The following is an 18732-nucleotide window of genomic DNA, read 5'->3' on the forward strand; positions in this document are numbered from 1 at the left end:
CATGCTTACTGATCTTCAGTTACCCGTGGGGGCGCGCATCGCGCCAGTGTTCACCCTGGTGATAAAAAATAAGGTGCTGGAAGAAAACATCTCGGATCGGATCATCAGTCTATCCGTCACGGATAACAGCGGTTTTACCGCGGACACCTTGAATTTAACCTTCGACGACAGCGACGGACAATTACAGATGCCTGTTCGCGGTGCCGTTTTGCATCTGCATCTGGGATGGTCGAAACAGGCGCTTTATGACTGCGGCTATTTCACGGTAGATACCGTGGTTTATTCAGGTTCACCAGACAGAATCGTAGTCACTGCCCGCAGCGCAGATTTCCGCGGTTCGTTTACCACCAAACTCAGCCAGTCTTATGACGATTACACGCTGGGCGCCATTGTGCGCATCATATCGAGCCGAAATAAATTGGATCTGCCGGTTATCCCTCAGGAACTCGATAGCATTAAGATCCCACATATCGACCAGACAGCTGAGACTGACAGCTACTTCATCACCCGTCTGGCACAAAGCTATGGTGCGCAGGTGACTGTCAAAAACGGCGCAATCTTGTTTTTTAAAGCTGGCACCGGCAGGACTGCTTCCGGGCAGACTATTCCCTGGAAAACAATTGTCCGCAGTGATGGCGATAATCACAACTATCAGATGATGGACAAGAAGGCTTACACAGGCGTGAAGGCACAGTGGCACGATCTCCAAAAGGCGACCACCAGCAATGTGGCGTTGAAAAACTCAGGAGAAAAGAGTTATACCGCAGGCTCAGGCGATAATATTCTGCAACTGTCTAAAATCTTTCCTGATGAAGAGACCGCAAGGCGCGCAGCAGATGCCGTGTTTTATCAGATTCAGAATGATTCTGCGTCTTTCAGCATCCGGCTGGCATTGGGACGCGCCGATCTCAGCGCACAAACGCCGGTGAATGTGCAGGGATTTAAAGACGTGATCGACAGCCAGAACTGGGTGATTGATTCTGCTGTACACGAGATGAATGAGAAAGGGTTCACGACCACATTAAACCTGAAACCGTATGTTGCAGATATCACTTACCTATCTTCAATATCATAATCACAACTTGCTTTTGCAAGGTTCAGGTTTCATAATGACTCCATTGCTTACCTGTCATGCCGGAGGTTTTTATGATGCATTGCCCGCTTTGTGGAAAAGTAGCCCATACACGTTCAAGCCGTTATCTGAGTGAATCAACGAAAGAACGCTATCATCAGTGTCAGAATATCGAATGCAGCTGCACCTTTGCCACGCACGAATCGGTCGCCCGGGTTATCTCAAAACCCGGTACCCAGCCATCCGCTGCATAGTTATTTTGCAGGCACGGATGCAAAAAAAAGGGGTTAGCCGATGGCTAACCCCTTGTTCTATATTAACTAGTAGATGTCGCGTTAGCGATACCTTAGCCCAGACGTTCTTTGATACGTGCAGACTTACCAGTACGCTCACGCAGGTAGTACAGTTTAGCTTTACGAACGGCACCACGACGTTTAACAGTAATGCTGTCGATTACTGGGGAGTGAGTCTGGAATACACGCTCAACACCTTCGCCGTTAGAAATTTTGCGAACAGTGAATGCAGAGTGCAGACCGCGGTTACGAATAGCGATAACCACGCCCTCGAATGCCTGCAGACGCTTTTTAGAACCTTCAACGACCCATACCTTAATTTCCAGGGAATCACCTGGACGGAAAGCAGGTACGTCTTGCTTCATCTGCTCTTGTTCGATTTGCTTAATGATATTGCTCATAATATGTCTCTTACCCTAGGTAAACTGATATATCGGGACGGCCTCGCGTTACGCTTTGGCGTTCCCTTCATAGTTTTGTTGACTGAGCCGATGTTCCTTTTGGAACTCTCTCAGCAACACCTCTTGCTCGTCAGTCAGAGCTAGGTTTTCCAGAAGTTCAGGTCTTCTAAGCCAGGTTCGACCCAGCGACTGTTTCAGGCGCCAGCGACGTATATCAGCGTGGTTTCCCGACAGTAAAACCGGCGGTACCTCCATGCCTTCCAGCACTTCAGGGCGGGTATAGTGGGGGCAATCCAACAATCCGTCAGCGAAAGAATCTTCTTCTGCTGAAGCCTGACGACCCAGAACGCCCGGTATAAAGCGGGATACTGAATCAATCAGAGTCATTGCGGGTAACTCTCCACCGCTGAGAACATAATCGCCAATTGACCATTCTTCATCAATTTCGGTTTTGATTATGCGCTCATCAATCCCTTCATAACGGCCACAAACCAGAATGATTTTCTGATGAGCCGCCAGTTCGCAAACACCGGTTTGATCCAGTTTGCGACCCTGAGGTGAAAGATAAATCACTTTCACACCTTCGCCTGCCGCTGCTTTTGCTGCATGAATCGCTTCCCGTAAGGGTTGCACCATCATCAGCATTCCGGGACCACCGCCGTAAGGGCGCTCATCCACGGTACGATGTCGATCGTATGCGAAGTCACGAGGACTCCAGCAATTTACGCTCAACAGGCCATTCTTAACTGCCCGGCCAGTTACCCCGTAATCCGTAATTGCGCGGAACATTTCAGGAAACAGGCTAATTATACCGATCCACATAGCCTACCCCTTCCAAATGTTTGACCGCTCAACCAGACCTTGTTTACGTGTATAAACACTACGGAGGTCAAAAACCAGGATCCCAATCTACTTCAACAGTGCGAGTAGCGAGATCGACTTTCTTGATAACCTGCCCATCGAGGAACGGAATCAACCGCTCCTTGAGTCCGAAGGCATCTTTCAGGTTGGCTTTAACTACCATCACATCGTTAGAACCGGTTTCCATCATATCGATGATTTTGCCCAGTTCGTAACCGGAAGTTGTCACTACCTGGCAACCAAAAAGGTCTTTCCAGTAGTAGTCACCGTCTTCCAGTGGAGGCAGTTGCTTTGAATCGACGACAATTTCGCAATTGGTCAGAAGATTCGCTGCATCCCGGTCATCAACGCCTTTGACTTTGATGATCAGGTCCTGAGTGTGGCGTTTCCAGCCTTCCAGCTCGACAACTTGCCACTTACCGGCACGCTGGATAAACCACGGCTGGTAATCGAAGATGCTTTCAGCGTCTTCGGTGGATGAAAACACTCTGAGCCAACCACGAATGCCGTATGTTGAACCCATTTTGCCGAGTACTAACGGCTCAGCGGGTACCACTGGATTGGATTGCTTGCTCATTGCCACCACCGCGACAGATTAAGCTGCTTTCTTAGCGTCTTTGATCAGCGCAGAAACGCGATCAGAAACGGTTGCACCCAGATCTACCCAATGGGCAACACGATCCAGGTCCAGACGCAGAGCTTCAGCCTGGCCAGAAGCCAATGGGTTGAAGAAACCTACGCGTTCGATGAAACGACCGTCACGAGCGTTGCGGCTGTCGGTCACTACTACTTGATAAAACGGACGCTTTTTTGCGCCGCCACGTGCTAAACGAATTGTTACCATAACATCCTCTTTAGTTAATAAAACAACCAGACCCCATCGGGGAACGGGGTCTGGTTGCAATATAAAAAGCCCGAAAATTTTACTCATTTTGGCGCAAAAAGCAATCTAAAGCGTAGATAGCCTAGCCCGCAATTTGCATGAGCCGCCTATGTGGCTGATATATAGACAGTGATGTCGATTAACGGCCCGGGAAACCTGGTGGCATCATACCCTTCATGCCACGCATCATTTTCGCCATGCCGCCATTCTTCATTTTCTTCATCATGCGCTGCATATCGTCGAACTGCTTCAGTAAGCGGTTGACGTCCTGCACCTGCATGCCGGAACCCACCGCGATGCGGCGTTTACGGGAACCTTTAATAATTTCTGGCTTGGCGCGCTCTTTGTGCGTCATCGAGTTGATGATCGCTTCCATGCGCACCAGCACTTTGTCATCCATCTGGGATTTGACGTTATCCGGCAACTGACCGACACCCGGCAGTTTGCTCATCATACTCGCCATGCCGCCCATATTACGCATTTGCTTGAGCTGCTCGAGGAAATCGGTCAGGTCAAAGCCGTCGCCTTTCTTGAGTTTGCTGGCCAGCTTTTCAGCCTGCGCACGGTCAACTTTGCTCTCAATGTCTTCGATAAGAGAGAGAACGTCGCCCATACCCAAAATACGCGAAGCGATACGATCCGGATGGAACGGCTCCAGAGCATCGGTTTTTTCACCCATACCCAGGAATTTGATCGGTTTGCCGGTGATGTGACGAATCGACAGTGCAGCACCGCCACGCGCATCACCGTCGATTTTGGTCAGGATAACACCGGTGAGCGGCAGCGCTTCATTAAACGCTTTCGCGGTATTCGCGGCATCCTGACCGGTCATGGCATCGACAACAAACAGCGTTTCAACCGGATTAATCGCGGCGTGAACCTGTTTGATTTCGTCCATCATCGCTTCGTCGACGTGTAAACGGCCGGCGGTATCGACAATCAGAACGTCGTAGAATTTCAGTTTGGCCTGCTGCAGGGCGCGGGTGACGATATCAACCGGCTTTTCCTGCGCATCAGACGCAAAGAAATCCACTTCAACTTGTTGTGCCAGGGTTTCCAGCTGTTTGATCGCCGCAGGGCGATAAACGTCGGCAGACACCACCAGTACTTTTTTCTTTTTCTTCTCTTTCAGGAATTTCGCCAGTTTACCGACGCTGGTGGTTTTACCGGCGCCTTGTAAACCCGCCATCAGAACCACAGCCGGCGGCTGCGCCGCTAAGTTAAGCTCGGTGTTCGCCTCGCCCATCGCGGTTTCCAGCTCTTTCTGGACAATTTTGACGAATTCCTGACCCGGTGTGAGGCTCTTATTGACCTCAACGCCAACGGCGCTCTCTTTAACCCGGTTGATGAAGTCGCGAACCACCGGCAGCGCAACGTCCGCTTCCAGTAATGCCATACGCACTTCACGTAATGTTTCTTTAATATTTTCTTCGGTCAGCCGCCCGCGGCCGCTGATATTGCGCAGTGTGCGCGACAATCGATCGCTTAAATTCTCAAACATCGTCTCTTGCTCAACGTTATGACAGGCCGCTTTTGCGACGTAATTGCGGGATTATAACACGAAGCGCGGACGATCTCTGCTTTGGCATCTCAGATAGGTTGGAGCGTGACGCCGGTAACGTTATACTGCGGTTCTCATTCACTTTTCGATGCTACTGAAACGCTATGTCAGTTTTTGCTCTCGTCGCCATGTTGGCCTATCTGCTCAGCCTTGCACTGATCATTCCGAGCATCATCCGGAAGAACAGCGCATACCGGCGTTTAGCACTGATTTCTGTTGTGGTAGCGCTTGTCTGCCACGCGGTGGCATTGCAGCAGCGTATTTTCGATGTCAGCACCGGCCAGAATCTCAGCCTGGTGAACATCGGCTCTGTGGTCAGCTTAATCATCGGCACGGTGATGACCATCGTGGCATCACGCAACCGCGGCTGGTTTGTGTTACCGATTGTTTACAGCTTCTCGCTGATCAATCTGGCATTCGTCACCTTTCTTCCGGGCGAATTCATCACGCATCTGGAAGAAAGCAAAGGCTTACTGGTGCACATCGGTCTGGCGCTGTTCTCTTATGCTACGTTGATGATCGCCGCACTTTACGCGTTGCAACTGGCGTGGCTGGATTACCAGCTGAAGAATAAACGCCTGACGTTTACAGCCGACATGCCGCCGCTGATGAGCATCGAGCGTAAGCTGTTTCACATCACCCAGATTGGCGTGATCTTACTGACGCTGACGCTGTGCACCGGATTGCTGTACCTGAACAACCTGTTCAGCCCGGAAAATATCGACAAGGCCGTCTTATCGATACTGGCATGGTTCGTTTATATCGTCCTGTTATGGGGCCATTATCACGAAGGCTGGCGTGGCCGCCGCGTGGTATGGTTCAGCATGGCAGGCGCCATCCTGCTTACTCTTGCCTATTTCGGCAGCCGCCTGATCCAGCAAATCATGGTTCATTAATTAAAAGGAATACCCGTTGGAGCACGTCTCGACAACAACCCTGATCATCACATTGATCATCATGGTGGTGGTTTCGGCTTATTTTTCAGCCTCCGAAACCGGTATGATGACACTCAACCGTTACCGGTTACGTCACCTGGCCAAACAGGGTAACCGCGGGGCACGCCGCGTCGAAAAGCTGTTAAAACGCCCGGACCAGCTGATAAGCCTCGTGCTCATCGGCAACAACCTGGTCAACATCCTTGCTTCCGCTCTGGCAACAATTGTGGGCATTCGTCTTTACGGTGATGCCGGTGTGGCGATTGCCACCGGTGTGCTGACGTTTGTCGTCCTGCTGTTTGCTGAAGTGTTGCCAAAAACATTTGCCGCGCTAAATCCTGAACGCATCGCGTTCCCGAGCAGCATTTTGTTGCGTCCGCTGCAAAAAATCATGATGCCACTGGTGTGGATCCTCAACAGCCTCTCGCGTTTGCTGATGAGAATGTGCGGCATCAAAACCACCACCAGCCTCAGCGATGCGGTGAGTAAAGAAGAGCTGCGAACCATCGTTAACGAATCACGCTCGAACATCTCCCGTCGCAATCAGGACATGCTGCTTTCCGTGCTGGATCTGGAAAAAGTGACAGTGGACGACATCATGGTGCCGCGCAATGAAATCGTCGGTATTGATATCAACGATGACTGGAAGTCGATCATCCGCCAGCTGACGCACTCGCCGCATGGCCGCATCGTGCTTTATCGTGATTCACTCGACGATGCGATTGGTATGCTGCGCCTGCGTGAAGCCTATCGTCTGATGACCGAGAAAAAAGAGTTCACCAAAGAAAACCTGCTGCGTGCCGCCGACGAAATTTATTACATCCCGGAAGGCACGCCGCTGAACATTCAGTTAGTGAAATTCCAGCGCAACAAAAAGAAAGTGGGCATCGTGGTGGATGAATACGGTGATATTCAGGGGCTGGTTACCGTCGAAGATATCCTCGAAGAGATCGTCGGTGACTTCACCACGTCTATGTCACCCACGCTTGCCGAAGAAGTCACGCCGCAAAGCGACGGTTCTGTGTTGATTGAAGGCAGTGCGAACGTCCGTGAGCTGAACAAAGCCTTTAACTGGCATCTCCCGGAAGACGGCCCCCGCACCATCAACGGCATGCTGCTGGAAGTACTGGAAGAAATTCCTAACATCGGTACCAGTTTGCGCATTGAAGACTATGAGGTTGAGGTTCTTGATGTGCAGGACAATATGATCAAACAGGTGCAGGTTCGTCCGTTACAGCCGCTGAAAAACACTGTAAACCAGCACTAACCTTCTGAAGTTCAGGCATAAAAAAAGACGCGAACATCGCGTCTTTTTTGTCTTTGGAACACATCAAAACTAGATGTGCAGCTCGGACAGTTTTTCTTTCGGCAGAGCCAGTTCGTCGTTATGGTTTACCACAACGTCATGGTCGAGAATGTGCTGCGCGATTTCCTGTGCTTCTTTCAGGGAATGCATCTCGAAAGTACCGCACTGATATTCATTCAGCTCAGGGATCTGACGCTGTTCTTTTACCTTCAGAACATCCGCCATCGCCGCTTTCCAGGCATCCGCCACGCGTTGCTCTTCTGGCACACCGATCAGGCTCATGTAGAAACCTGTGCGGCAACCCATCGGAGAAATATCGATGATCTCAACACCGCTACCGTTCAGGTGGTTACGCATGAACCCTGCAAACAGGTGCTCAAGAGTATGAATACCACGCTCTGGCATCACTTCAAGGTTCGGGCGGCAGAAGCGCAGATCGAACACAGTAATGGTATCGCCGTGCGGGGTATGCATGGTTTTTGCGACGCGAACAGCAGGTGCTGCCATACGGGTATGGTCTACGGTAAAGCTATCCAACAGTGGCATATCGTCACCTCTCCTAAATAAATTAATTTTTTTTACGAACTCAGGAAACCTTTTCCCAGCATGCGGGTCTTAATTAGTGAAAGACGCGCATTTGTTATCATCATCCCTGTAAACAGAGATGTTTATTTGGCCACATTGATTGTGGCCTTTTTCTTTTCTACTCAACGCTACTTTCTACTCAACGCTACTGCCTGCATTCGCAGCCAGGTATTCTTCAAAGCTTAGCTTATCCGCCGCTTCCAGTGCGCGCTGACGCTGCCATGAACCGTCCTGCTCAGCCATTAATGCGCTGGCATCTAATACTTCCAGCGGCTCACTGACCAGCATCTGACGATACTTCTCCGCCAGTTCCAGCCCGAGATTACCGACGCCCTGCTTTTTCAGCTCTTTCAGGATACGTGCCGAGTAAGTCAGCTCAGGATCATCAAACGCAGCAACCAGCTCTTTGCAGACGTCCTGATAAAGGGTATCGCCGTTCTGGTTATCCATGACCTGAGCCACACGATTCAAATCAGCAAATAACTCATTACCCACTTTAGCTAACGGCTGGCGTTCATCGTGACACCCCATACCGATCGTCTGACCCGGTTTGCGCCCTTCCAGGATCACCCGGTTCCAGTTCTTACGCGTACAGAGCAGCTCATCGCTGTTCATTTCCGGGGCATCGGCTAACGCACACCATACCAAAAACAGATCCAGGAAACGCGCCTGAGTGGCATCAATACCCACCGGAGAGAACGGATTGACATCCAGCGAACGGACCTCAATGTATTCGATCCCGCTGCGCATCAGGGCATCAGAAGGTGTTTCACCGGATTTGGTGACACGCTTAGGACGAATTGGCGCATAAAGTTCGTTCTCAATCTGTAACACATTGGTGTTCAGTTGCAGATATTTCCCGTCCTTCTGCACACCCATTTCCGCATATTCAGCAGACGGGGTACGAATCGCTTTCTTCACACCCTGAACGTAGGTGGTCAGGTCATTGAAGGTAATGCCCAGATTGCTTTGTGATTTATTGGTGTAACCCAAATCACTCAGACGCAACGATGTCGCATACGGCAGATAGCACAATCCCGATTCGGTATATTCAAACGGCAAATCTGTTTCACGCCCTTTCAGGAATGAAGAACAGATCGCAGGCGACGCACCGAACAGATAAGGGATCACCCAGCCAAAGCGATAATAATTGCGGATGAGTTTGAAATAACCCGCAGAAATTGCTTCTTTACCGCTTTCAGCATCTGTCACGCCCAGCTTTTCCTGCCAGAAACTCAGCGGCAGCGAGAAGTTGTAATGGATGCCGGAAATTACCTGCATCAGCGCGCCATAACGGTTTTTCAGGCCTTCACGATAAAGCGTTTTAAAGCGCCCGGCGTTAGATGAACCGTACTGCGCCAGCTCGATATCCTGTCCGGACTCGATAAAGCACGGCATGCTGAATGGCCACATGCGCTCGTCACCGAGCTCACGGGCTACGTGACGATGAATGTCACGCAGGAACGCCATCAGATGTTCGATGTTGTCATCGACGGGCGTAATAAATTCTAATAAGGCTTCAGCAAAGTCGGTGGTTATCCAGCGATGCGTCAGTGCCGCACCTAAAGATTCCGGGTGGCCGGTTGTCGCTAATGAACCATCGGGATTGACCCGCAACGTTTCACGCTCAATACCGCGACGAATACCTTTTAATGCCTGAGGGTGGGCTTCCAGCCAGGAAAGCGCCTGAGATACATCCGGGATCAAATTGACCTCCCGCTCGGTGAAACCATTAATTTGCAAGCATACTGAGTCTGCATAGATGTGACCATAATTGATAGCTGATGCCAATCTAACCGAACCATGAGAGCCCCTGCAGCGTCACAACCGTCAAAAGGATGTAACGCACCGCTTTTCCAATAAGCATGAAAAAAACCACAGACCCCCACGGCATTCGCAGCCAACCTGCTAACACGCATAACACATCACCTATCACCGGTAACCAGCTCAGCAATAAAGCTGCCGGTCCAAAGCGCTTTAACCAACCCTGTGCAACGTGGAGCCCACGCTGAGGTTTAAGCTGTGGCAGAAAGCGTCCGATGATGACGTTGGTTATGCCACCTAAGGTATTGCCAACAGTTGCAGACAAAACCAGTGCCGCTGGCATTGCGCTGCCAGCTGACAATAAAGCCACTAATAAAACTTCTGAATTTCCAGGCAAAAGTGTGGCACTTAAAAAGCTGCTGCCGAATAAGGAAGCCAGCGCCACGGCGCTGCTCACAGCGTGCGCACGTCCACAAAAGCCATATTGGCGCGTTTCGCCGCCTCAATACCGAAATCTGCATCTTCAAACACAACGCATTTTTCGGGAGGTACGCCGATTAACTCAGCGCAACGCAAAAAAGTGTCAGGCGCAGGTTTGTGGTTCTGCACGTCATTGGCGCCCACTATCGCATCGAAGCAATCACGCAGGCCTAAATGTCGCAACAGAGCATCCGCCATCCAGTGCTCACTGCCCGTCCCTACCGCCATTGGCCGGCGACCATGATAGGCCTTCACGACATCAATCAGTGGCAAAGGACGGACGGTATCCAGCAACATTTCCTGAACCGCTGCCGTTTTCTCAGCCGCCAGAAGATGGGGATCCATCTCAACGTGATTACTGTCGATCACAAACTTCGCGATGCGCCAGGTCGGAGAACCATTCAGAGCAACCATGGATTCGACATCATACTGCATGCTGTATTTGGTCAATACCTGATGCCATGCCTTACGGTGCGTCGGTTCGGTATCCAATATGGTGCCATCCATATCAAATATTAGCCCTTCGTATCGATCGTACATCGAAAGCTCCATGAGCACGAAAAAACAGGAAAACTACTTTATCGCAAAGTCTTTCGAAAGTCGCATTTTGTGCACACCTACAGCACATCCGAACACGTAGGAAAGGTCAGGGAAATGAAAAGGAAGAGATGAAAACAGAGGTGAAAACCGGAAAGCAAAAAACCCGCCGAAGCGGGTTTCTCTAACATGCCGGAGGACTCTATATGAAAGCCATCGCTGCAACATGTCTGGAATATGGTGCACCCAGGAAGATTCGAACTTCCGACCGCTCGGTTCGTAGCCGAGTACTCTATCCAGCTGAGCTATGGGTGCATTGGGGGGCGTGCTGAGTTTTTTCGGAAAATACTAAGAGAAAGAATGGTGCACCCAGGAAGATTCGAACTTCCGACCGCTCGGTTCGTAGCCGAGTACTCTATCCAGCTGAGCTATGGGTGCATTTTGATTCTTACTGCAGATTTACCTGACCATTTTTCCGTACTACATCGGCTTTCGCCTTTGCCCGTCACGCTCATTTGATTGCAAATCAACATACGTTCAGGAAAGTATGGTGCACCCAGGAAGATTCGAACTTCCGACCGCTCGGTTCGTAGCCGAGTACTCTATCCAGCTGAGCTATGGGTGCATTTTAAATGGCGGTGAGGCGGGGATTCGAACCCCGGATGCAGCTTTTGACCGCATACTCCCTTAGCAGGGGAGCGCCTTCAGCCTCTCGGCCACCTCACCATACGCCTCTTGCGAGTGTGCTGACTAACTTTGTTTAAGCTCATCGGCACTGCGTGGCGCACATATTACTTTCTGGCCCTTATAAGTCAAACCCTTTTTTGATAACAATCACCCGTTTGGACATTTCACGCGCAACCTGCGCAGTTTGAAGACAAAAACAGGGTATAAACGCAGAAAAAACGTCTTCATTTTCGGGAATAGTCGTTCTTGGATACATCACGGAGAGAAATGAAAAAACGAAAAAAGCAGGAAATTAAGGGAAAGAAAATCGAAAAAGCGGACAAAAGAGGTTCAGCGCCTCGCCATTAGCGAGACGCCTCGTAAATCAGTAACTCGTCTGCTGCGACTTTTCAGCCTGAATGCGCTGATAAATCTCTTCACGGTGAACAGAGACCTCTTTTGGCGCATTCACACCAATGCGCACCTGATTACCTTTAACACCTAAAACGGTAACAGTAACCTCATCGCCAATCATGAGGGTTTCACCAACTCGGCGAGTTAGAATAAGCATTCTTTGCTCCTTGAATAATTAAAAGAGTCGGGTCTCTCAGTTTCCCGGCCATTATCGATCATAAGCGGGTAAAACGTAAGCCATGACCCCTACATTAAATGTAAGCAGCCTGCAACTTCAGCCATGAGTACTTTAAGTTTAGCCGATATCGTCATTGTCGCGACTTTAATCGCGAAGCTCACACCGCCATTAAGACTGAAAACGCCATACAGCACAATAGATTATGGCGTTTTCAGGGTTAGCTATTTATTTCTTCTTACAGCTTAGCTTCAACCCAGGCTTCAACAGTCGCCAGAGCAGCAGGCAGTGCCTGCACGTCGCTGCCACCTGCCTGCGCCATATCAGGACGACCACCGCCCTTACCACCGACCTGCTGTGCTACAGAAGCAATCAGCTCACCGGCTTTAACACGATCAGTCAGATCTTTCGTGACACCGGCAATCAGACTGACTTTATCGTCAGCGATGGTTGCCAGAACAATAATCACAGAATCCAGCTGATTTTTCAGGTCATCAACCATCGTACGCAGAATTTTAGGCTCTACGTTATCCAGCTGACGAACCAGCAGCTTAACGCCTTTCACTTCTTTGGTCTGGCTGGAAAGTGAAGCACTTTCCTGCGCAGCTTGCTGACCTTTCACCTGCTGAAGCTCTTTTTCCAGCACACGTGAACGCTCAATCAGGGTACGGATTTTATCGGTAATGCTGTTCACATCACCTTTTACCAGATGCGCGACATCCTGCAGCAAATCGCTTTGCTGATGCAGGGCAGTAATCGCGTTTTCGCCGGTGATCCCTTCGATACGACGGATACCTGCCGCTGTGCCCGATTCACTCTGAATGCGGAACAGACCGATATCGCCGGTACGGCTGGCGTGAGTACCACCACACAGTTCGGTGGAGAAATCGCCCATGGTCAGAACACGAACGCTGTCTTCGTATTTCTCACCAAACAGCGCCATTGCACCTTTTTCTTTCGCCTCTTCCAGATCCATGATGGTGGTCTGGATTGGCAGGTTACGACGGATCTGAGCATTCACCAGATCTTCGACCTGACGGATCTCTTCTGGTTTCATCGCTTCAAAATGCGAGAAGTCAAAACGCAGATAGTTATCGTTAACCAGAGAACCTTTCTGAGCAACGTGCTTGCCCAGCACCTGACGCAGCGCAGCATGCAGCAAGTGCGTTGCCGAGTGGTTCAGACGGATACGGTCGCGGCGTGCAATATCAACTTCAGCTTCAACGCTGTCGCCAACGCTCAGCTTACCGCTATTCAGGGAACCCTGATGACCAATCGCTTTGCCGTATTTCTGGGTATCAGACACAGAGAACACGCCTGCTGCCGTTTTCAGGATGCCTTTATCGCCAACCTGACCACCGGATTCACCGTAGAACGGTGTGTCATCCAGAACGACAATTGCATTAACGCCCGCCTGGATCTCATTCACTGGCTGACCTTCAACAAACAGCGCCACCACTTTTGAATGGCGTTGCAGATGTTCGTAGCCGGAGAACTGCGTCACGCCATCAACACGAACCATGCTGTTGTAGTCAGCGCTGAAACCGCTGGACTCACGCGCACGACGACGCTGAACTTCCATTGCTTTCTCAAAACCAGCTTCGTCCACTTTCAGATTGCGTTCACGGCAAACGTCAGCGGTCAGATCCAGCGGGAAACCAAAGGTGTCATACAGACGGAAAGCAATTTCGCCATCCAGAGTGTCGCCTTTCAGAGCGGACAATTCTTCGTCCAGCAACGCCAGACCGCGTTCCAGAGTTCGGGCAAACTGCTCTTCTTCGGTTTTCAGCAGTTGCTCAACCATCGCCTGCTGTTCTTTCAGTTCTGTTGCAGCCGGGCCCATCACTTCAATCAGCGGAGCAACCAGTTTGTAGAAGAAGGTGTCTTTCGCGCCCAGCATGTTGCCGTGGCGGATCGCGCGACGAATGATGCGGCGCAGCACATAGCCACGGTTTTCATTCGATGGGATCACGCCGTCTGCAATCAGGAATGCGCAGGAACGGATGTGGTCGGCGATAACACGCAGGGATTTGTTGGTCAGATCGGTCGCACCCGTGACTTCAGCCACCGCAGCGATCAGTTTCTGGAACAGGTCGATGTCGTAGTTGGAGTTCACATGCTGCATCACCGCAGTGATACGCTCCAGTCCCATCCCGGTATCTACGGACGGTTTTGGCAATGGCAGCATGGTACCGTCAGCCTGACGGTTGAACTGCATGAACACCAGGTTCCAGATTTCGATGTAACGGTCGCCATCTTCTTCAGCAGAACCCGGAGGGCCGCCCCAGATGTGATCGCCATGATCGTAGAAAATCTCAGTACAAGGGCCGCAAGGACCGGTATCGCCCATCTGCCAGAAGTTGTCAGAAGCGAATGCACCGCCTTTATTATCGCCAATGCGGATAATACGTTCTTTCGGAACGCCGACTTCTTTTTCCCAGATCTCAAACGCTTCGTCATCCGTCTCATAGACAGTGACCCACAGCTTCTCTTTCGGCAGATTGAACCAGTTTTCGCCGGTCAGTAATTCCCAGGCGTAGCTGATGGCTTCATGCTTGAAGTAATCACCGAAGCTGAAGTTGCCCAGCATTTCGAAGAAAGTGTGATGGCGTGCGGTGTAACCGACGTTTTCGAGGTCATTGTGTTTACCGCCTGCGCGGACACAACGCTGGGACGTGGTGGCGCGGTTGTAATCGCGCTTATCCAGACCGAGGAAAACGTCTTTAAATTGGTTCATCCCGGCATTGGTAAACAACAGTGTCGGATCGTTTGTCGGGACAAGCGAACTGCTTGAAACAATGTTGTGTCCCTTACTATGGAAGAAATCGAGAAACGCTTGACGGATCTCAGCGGTGCTCTTGCTCATAAATATCCCGGAATCATGCTGGAAGAACGGCTCTTGAGCCGGATAACGCTGCATATGGCAGCAATCTGTACAGCTCACGAACGAAAAAGTGCGGATAAGATAAAATTTCTGCGCGGGGAAGTAAAATACCGTATGCGGTCAATCGTCAAAATCGCGATAAATAGACTGTATTTCTTCCTGAAAGAAGCCCCGATAGAGCAAATAACGCAGAACTTTTGATTTTTCTTTCCAGTCAGTCGGTAAATTTTCGCCAAACTTTCTGACCGCCAAATCTCGTGCCAGCGCGCACCAGTCGACGTCTGTGTTTTCCAGTGCGACTGTGATGATTTCTTTATCGACACCTTTTTGCAGTAATTCCGAACGGATGCGCTGCGCACCGTAACCTTTATGACTGCGACCCGAAATATAGCGGCTGGCAAATTTGGCATCATCAAGCCACTGATGTTGATAACAGTAGTCGATCACCGCCTGTACATGTTCTTCCGGAATCTCTTCCGGCACCGGCCGCGGCTCTGGTTTGGCTCTCACCGCCTCTTCTTCGGCGAACTCATTTTGCGCTGGCTTTTTACGCGAAGCCCAGCTGCTTTTCTTATTTTGAGGCTTAACAAAAGGCATCGGAGGAATGAGTAACTTGCGGCGTAATTCTGTTTCGCCATGGTCGCGCTGAGCAAGCAGACGCATTGCGCGGTTTATCAGTGTATTGATTTTCGCTGCATCGCCATCTTTTTTGGGCGGTTCAAACAGTGTTGACTCGCTATTTTGTGCCACCTCTTCCAGCAGCTTTTTCAGGTCGATGACGTTCTCATTCACGATTTTTTTATCAGGTATGTTTTCATCGGACATAAGGTTTTCCCCTTATATGCAAAATGCCAGTCTGGAAACCAGACTGGCATTTTAGCGACGTTTGAAAGTTACGGACAAAGTCCCCTGCCCTTCAAATGTCTTTGTCAGACAACCGCGAAATTAAAACTCTTCGCTGGTTTCCATGTTGTCGTCAGCGACTTCCGCCGTGGTTGCTGCGCTCAGTTCACCCGTGCCGCTCAGCAGCATGTCACGCAGTTTTTTATCCAGCTCAGCAGCCACTTTCGGATTTTCTTTCAGGTAGTTGCAGGAGTTCGCTTTACCCTGACCAATCTTCTCGCCGTTGTAGCTGTACCATGCACCGGCTTTCTCGATCAGTTTGTGCTTAACGCCCAGGTCGATCAGTTCGCCGTTGATGTTGATACCTTCGCCATACATGATCTGGAATTCGGCTTGTTTAAATGGCGCAGCGATTTTGTTCTTCACCACTTTCACACGCGTTTCGCTACCGACAACCACATCACCTTCTTTGATCGCGCCGATACGACGGATATCCAGACGCACAGAGGCGTAGAATTTCAGCGCGTTACCGCCGGTAGTGGTTTCCGGGTTACCGAACATCACACCAATTTTCATACGGATCTGGTTGATGAAGATAAGCAGTGTGTTGGCGTTTTTCAGGTTACCGGCCAGCTTACGCATCGCCTGGCTCATCATACGTGCCGCAAGGCCCATGTGAGAGTCACCAATTTCGCCTTCGATTTCTGCTTTCGGTGTCAGTGCAGCCACGGAGTCGACGATGATCACGTCAACAGCGCCTGAACGGGTCAGCGCGTCACAGATTTCCAGAGCCTGTTCGCCAGTATCTGGCTGAGAACACAGCAGGTTATCGATATCTACGCCCAGTTTTTTAGCGTAAATCGGGTCCAGTGCGTGCTCTGCATCGATGAACGCACAGGTTTTGCCTTCGCGCTGTGCTGCTGCGATAACTTGCAAAGTCAGCGTGGTTTTACCGGAAGATTCTGGTCCGTAAATTTCAACGATACGGCCCATTGGCAAGCCGCCGGCACCTAACGCGATATCCAGAGACAAAGAGCCGGTAGAGATCGTTTCTACGTCCATGGAGCGATCTTCACCCAGACGCATGATGGAGCCTTTACCGAATTGCTTTTCAATCTGGCCCAGTGCTGCAGCTAACGCTTTTTGCTTGTTCTCATCAATAGCCATTTTTACTCCTCGTCTGATGCAGGGGAACATCCCGCCTGCATCACTGAATATAATTTATGTACAGGTAATTGGCAGTAATTATACTGTATGCTCATACAGTATCAAGCCTAATTTTTAATAAACTCACGCAATGCAGTTTGTAGCGAAAAAACAGCAGCTTGCAAACGCACCGCTTCGCGATCGCCGGAAAACTGCTGTTTAGCCGTCAGAACGCGCCCGTCTTTTCCGGCAAATCCGAACCAGACCGTGCCGACAGGTTTTTCTGCAGAACCGCCATCAGGTCCGGCAATACCGCTGACCGAAACGGCCACATCTGCGCCCGCGGCGTGCAATACGCCCTGCGCCATTTCATGCACCACCTGCTCACTCACCGCGCCATATTGCTCCAGCGTGCTTTCAGACACGCCCAGCAATTCATGTTTGGCCGCATTACTGTAAGTGACAAATCCGCGATCAAACCAGGCGGAGCTTCCGGCGATGTCAGTAATCGCCTTGGAAATCAGGCCGCCGGTGCAGGATTCCGCACAGGTAATCCACCATCCCCTGGCTTTCAGCGCCGCCCCGATTTCCACACTCAGTTCATGTAAACGTTTTTCGTCCATATCCCCTCCCGGCGGGACATCTGAAACTACCCCGATGTTAGCATTTCTCTTCCGGTCTGCGAGTCCCGTTGAAGCAATTTGCGCGATGTATTCAGAACAGGAGTGAAAACAAAAAAAGAAGGGCCACGATCTGCGGCCCTCATGAGAGTTGAACGATCCGGCGTCAGCGCGCGGCTTTCACCGCCTCACCCAGTTGCCATACCGCCATCGCATAATGCACGCTGTGGTTGTAACGGGTGATGGTGTAGAAGTTCGGCAGCCCGTACCAGTACTGGTAATTGGTGCCCATATCAAGGCGCAGCAGACTCGCTTCCTGATAGTTGCCAAGCGATCCTAACGGGCTCAGTCCGGCGGCTTTCAATGTATACAGCGGATATTTGGTTTTAAAGCCGTTCTCCAGCAGAGGTGCCTGACCGGCTGCCGGCACCGCAATTGGCGCGCCTTTAGTCCAGCCGTGGGCTTTGAAGTAATTGGCGACACTGCCGATGGCATCAATTGGATCCCACAGGTTGGCATGACCGTCGCCGTTAAAGTCGACGGCGTAGTCTTTATAAGATGACGGCATAAACTGGCCATAGCCCATTGCACCGGCGAAGGAACCGCGCAGACTCAGCGGATCATCCCCTTCCCGACGGGACATCAGCAGGAACGTTTCCAGTTCACCGGAGAAATACGCTGCACGGCGCGGATAGGCAAAGGATAAGGTCGCCAGCGCATCGATAATGCGGGTTTTACCCATTACGCGTCCCCAGCGGGTTTCCACGCCGATAATGCCGACAATGATTTCCGGCGGCACGCCATAGACCTGCTCCGCACGCTGCAACGCATCCTGATATTGATTCCAGAACACCACACCATTTTGCACGTTATCCGGCGTGATGAATTTGCTGCGATAACGGTTCCACGCGCCGTTTGGCACGGTCGATGGCGGACCGGAAGGTGCCTGCTGATCCATCAGTCGTAATACAAATCCCAGACGTTTGGTTTGCGACAACACATCATGCAGCTGCTGACGGTCAAAACCGTGCTCACGCACCATTTTGTCAACAAACTGATTCATGGCCGGATCATAGGCAAAATCGCCGGTCTGCACCGCGCCGGTATGCTCAGGCTGGAGCAGAAAACCGCCGTCGGGCACCGTACTGGCGCTGGCATTTCTTCCATCGGAGAAAGGATTACGCGGCCCTTCGGGCTGAGGCGCGGGTTTATTACTGCTACAGGCAGAAAGTGTAAGAACCAGGGGAAGAATGATTGCCAGGTGGCGCATCGGATATCCGTAACCATGCAATAAAAGAGGTACAGA

Annotated in this window: 19 protein-coding genes and 4 tRNA genes; 4 read left to right on the forward strand and 19 right to left on the reverse strand. The window is 50.9% G+C overall.

The genetic code is table 11. The features are described 5' to 3' along the window. Position 1 precedes the first annotated feature (1 nt). Positions 2 to 1075 carry a contractile injection system protein, VgrG/Pvc8 family gene (locus tag CKQ54_RS21415; RefSeq protein ID WP_120163546.1) on the forward strand — a complete coding sequence of 358 codons (1074 nt, stop codon included), beginning with the start codon at positions 2 to 4 and terminating at the stop codon, positions 1073 to 1075. A 71-nt stretch (positions 1076 to 1146) separates the two neighbouring features. Continuing rightward, complete coding sequence (locus CKQ54_RS21420; protein ID WP_120163545.1) at positions 1147 to 1326, forward strand: ogr/Delta-like zinc finger family protein; 180 nt, start codon at positions 1147 to 1149, stop codon at positions 1324 to 1326. A 92-nt stretch (positions 1327 to 1418) separates the two neighbouring features. Here the strand turns inward: CKQ54_RS21420 and rplS are convergent, their stop codons facing one another. The 5 genes from rplS to ffh form a co-directional block, all read right to left on the reverse strand. Next, positions 1419 to 1766: a 50S ribosomal protein L19 gene (gene rplS / locus CKQ54_RS21425; protein ID WP_095923499.1), complete on the reverse strand. Its 348-nt coding sequence runs from the start codon at positions 1764 to 1766 to the stop codon at positions 1419 to 1421. A 48-nt stretch (positions 1767 to 1814) separates the two neighbouring features. Continuing rightward, a complete protein-coding gene (trmD, locus tag CKQ54_RS21430; RefSeq protein ID WP_013574037.1) occupies positions 1815 to 2588 on the reverse strand; it encodes a tRNA (guanosine(37)-N1)-methyltransferase TrmD in 774 nt (257 codons plus the stop codon). A 67-nt stretch (positions 2589 to 2655) separates the two neighbouring features. Next, positions 2656 to 3204 (reverse strand): ribosome maturation factor RimM, encoded by a 549-nt coding sequence (gene rimM, locus CKQ54_RS21435; RefSeq protein ID WP_013574036.1) that lies wholly within the window; start codon positions 3202 to 3204, stop codon positions 2656 to 2658. Positions 3205 to 3222: 18 nt separating this feature from the next. Next, complete coding sequence (gene rpsP / locus CKQ54_RS21440; RefSeq protein ID WP_056772785.1) at positions 3223 to 3471, reverse strand: 30S ribosomal protein S16; 249 nt, start codon at positions 3469 to 3471, stop codon at positions 3223 to 3225. A gap of 178 nt (positions 3472 to 3649) precedes the next feature. After that, the gene (gene ffh, locus CKQ54_RS21445) at positions 3650 to 5011 is read right to left on the reverse strand and encodes a signal recognition particle protein (RefSeq protein WP_120163544.1); all 1362 of its coding nucleotides are present in this window, start codon (positions 5009 to 5011) and stop codon (positions 3650 to 3652) included. A gap of 164 nt (positions 5012 to 5175) precedes the next feature. Here ffh and CKQ54_RS21450 point away from each other — a divergent pair, with 164 nt between their 5' ends. Both CKQ54_RS21450 and CKQ54_RS21455 read left to right on the forward strand, forming a co-directional pair. Then, positions 5176 to 5967: a cytochrome C assembly family protein gene (locus CKQ54_RS21450; protein ID WP_013574033.1), complete on the forward strand. Its 792-nt coding sequence runs from the start codon at positions 5176 to 5178 to the stop codon at positions 5965 to 5967. A 16-nt stretch (positions 5968 to 5983) separates the two neighbouring features. Continuing rightward, complete coding sequence (locus CKQ54_RS21455) at positions 5984 to 7273, forward strand: HlyC/CorC family transporter (protein ID WP_120163543.1); 1290 nt, start codon at positions 5984 to 5986, stop codon at positions 7271 to 7273. A 69-nt stretch (positions 7274 to 7342) separates the two neighbouring features. Here CKQ54_RS21455 and luxS read toward each other — a convergent pair whose 3' ends face one another. The 14 genes from luxS to mltB all read right to left on the reverse strand — a co-directional run bounded on the left by luxS (position 7343) and on the right by mltB (position 18696). Further along, the gene (gene luxS / locus CKQ54_RS21460; RefSeq protein ID WP_112286851.1) at positions 7343 to 7858 is read right to left on the reverse strand and encodes an S-ribosylhomocysteine lyase; all 516 of its coding nucleotides are present in this window, start codon (positions 7856 to 7858) and stop codon (positions 7343 to 7345) included. Positions 7859 to 8032: 174 nt separating this feature from the next. Further along, positions 8033 to 9604, reverse strand: coding sequence for a glutamate--cysteine ligase (gene gshA / locus CKQ54_RS21465; RefSeq protein WP_120163568.1), 1572 nt, complete (start codon positions 9602 to 9604; stop codon positions 8033 to 8035). Positions 9605 to 9689: 85 nt separating this feature from the next. Next, entirely contained in the window at positions 9690 to 10118 is a 429-nt protein-coding gene (locus CKQ54_RS21470) for a YqaA family protein (protein ID WP_112286852.1), read from the reverse strand. Next, entirely contained in the window at positions 10115 to 10681 is a 567-nt protein-coding gene (gene yqaB, locus CKQ54_RS21475) for a fructose-1-phosphate/6-phosphogluconate phosphatase (RefSeq protein ID WP_120163542.1), read from the reverse strand. The genes CKQ54_RS21470 and yqaB overlap by 4 nt, the downstream gene beginning before the upstream one ends. 235 nt (positions 10682 to 10916) lie before the next feature. Beyond that, positions 10917 to 10993: transfer RNA gene (locus tag CKQ54_RS21480), tRNA-Arg, on the reverse strand. A gap of 46 nt (positions 10994 to 11039) precedes the next feature. Further along, positions 11040 to 11116 (reverse strand) — tRNA-Arg (locus CKQ54_RS21485). Between the two features lie 110 nt (positions 11117 to 11226). Continuing rightward, positions 11227 to 11303, reverse strand: a tRNA-Arg gene (locus CKQ54_RS21490). Positions 11304 to 11311: 8 nt separating this feature from the next. Further along, positions 11312 to 11404: transfer RNA gene (locus CKQ54_RS21495), tRNA-Ser, on the reverse strand. Positions 11405 to 11729: 325 nt separating this feature from the next. Further along, the gene (csrA, locus tag CKQ54_RS21500) at positions 11730 to 11915 is read right to left on the reverse strand and encodes a carbon storage regulator CsrA (RefSeq protein WP_013574027.1); all 186 of its coding nucleotides are present in this window, start codon (positions 11913 to 11915) and stop codon (positions 11730 to 11732) included. 256 nt (positions 11916 to 12171) lie between these two features. Continuing rightward, positions 12172 to 14799, reverse strand: a complete 2628-nt coding sequence (gene alaS, locus CKQ54_RS21505) for an alanine--tRNA ligase (protein ID WP_120163541.1) — start codon at positions 14797 to 14799, stop codon at positions 12172 to 12174. Between the two features lie 138 nt (positions 14800 to 14937). After that, positions 14938 to 15504: a recombination regulator RecX gene (gene recX, locus CKQ54_RS21510; RefSeq protein WP_208644641.1), complete on the reverse strand. Its 567-nt coding sequence runs from the start codon at positions 15502 to 15504 to the stop codon at positions 14938 to 14940. Positions 15505 to 15762: 258 nt separating this feature from the next. Then, positions 15763 to 16827, reverse strand: coding sequence for a recombinase RecA (recA, locus tag CKQ54_RS21515; RefSeq protein ID WP_112291457.1), 1065 nt, complete (start codon positions 16825 to 16827; stop codon positions 15763 to 15765). A 107-nt stretch (positions 16828 to 16934) separates the two neighbouring features. Then, on the reverse strand, positions 16935 to 17429 hold the full coding sequence (gene pncC, locus CKQ54_RS21520) for a nicotinamide-nucleotide amidase (RefSeq protein WP_120163540.1): 495 nt from the start codon (positions 17427 to 17429) through the stop codon (positions 16935 to 16937). Between the two features lie 163 nt (positions 17430 to 17592). Next, positions 17593 to 18696, reverse strand: coding sequence for a lytic murein transglycosylase B (gene mltB / locus CKQ54_RS21525; RefSeq protein WP_112291454.1), 1104 nt, complete (start codon positions 18694 to 18696; stop codon positions 17593 to 17595). Between the last annotated feature and the right edge of the window lie 36 nt (positions 18697 to 18732).

The organism is Rahnella variigena (assembly GCF_003610915.1).
Lineage (GTDB): Bacteria > Pseudomonadota > Gammaproteobacteria > Enterobacterales > Enterobacteriaceae > Rahnella > Rahnella variigena.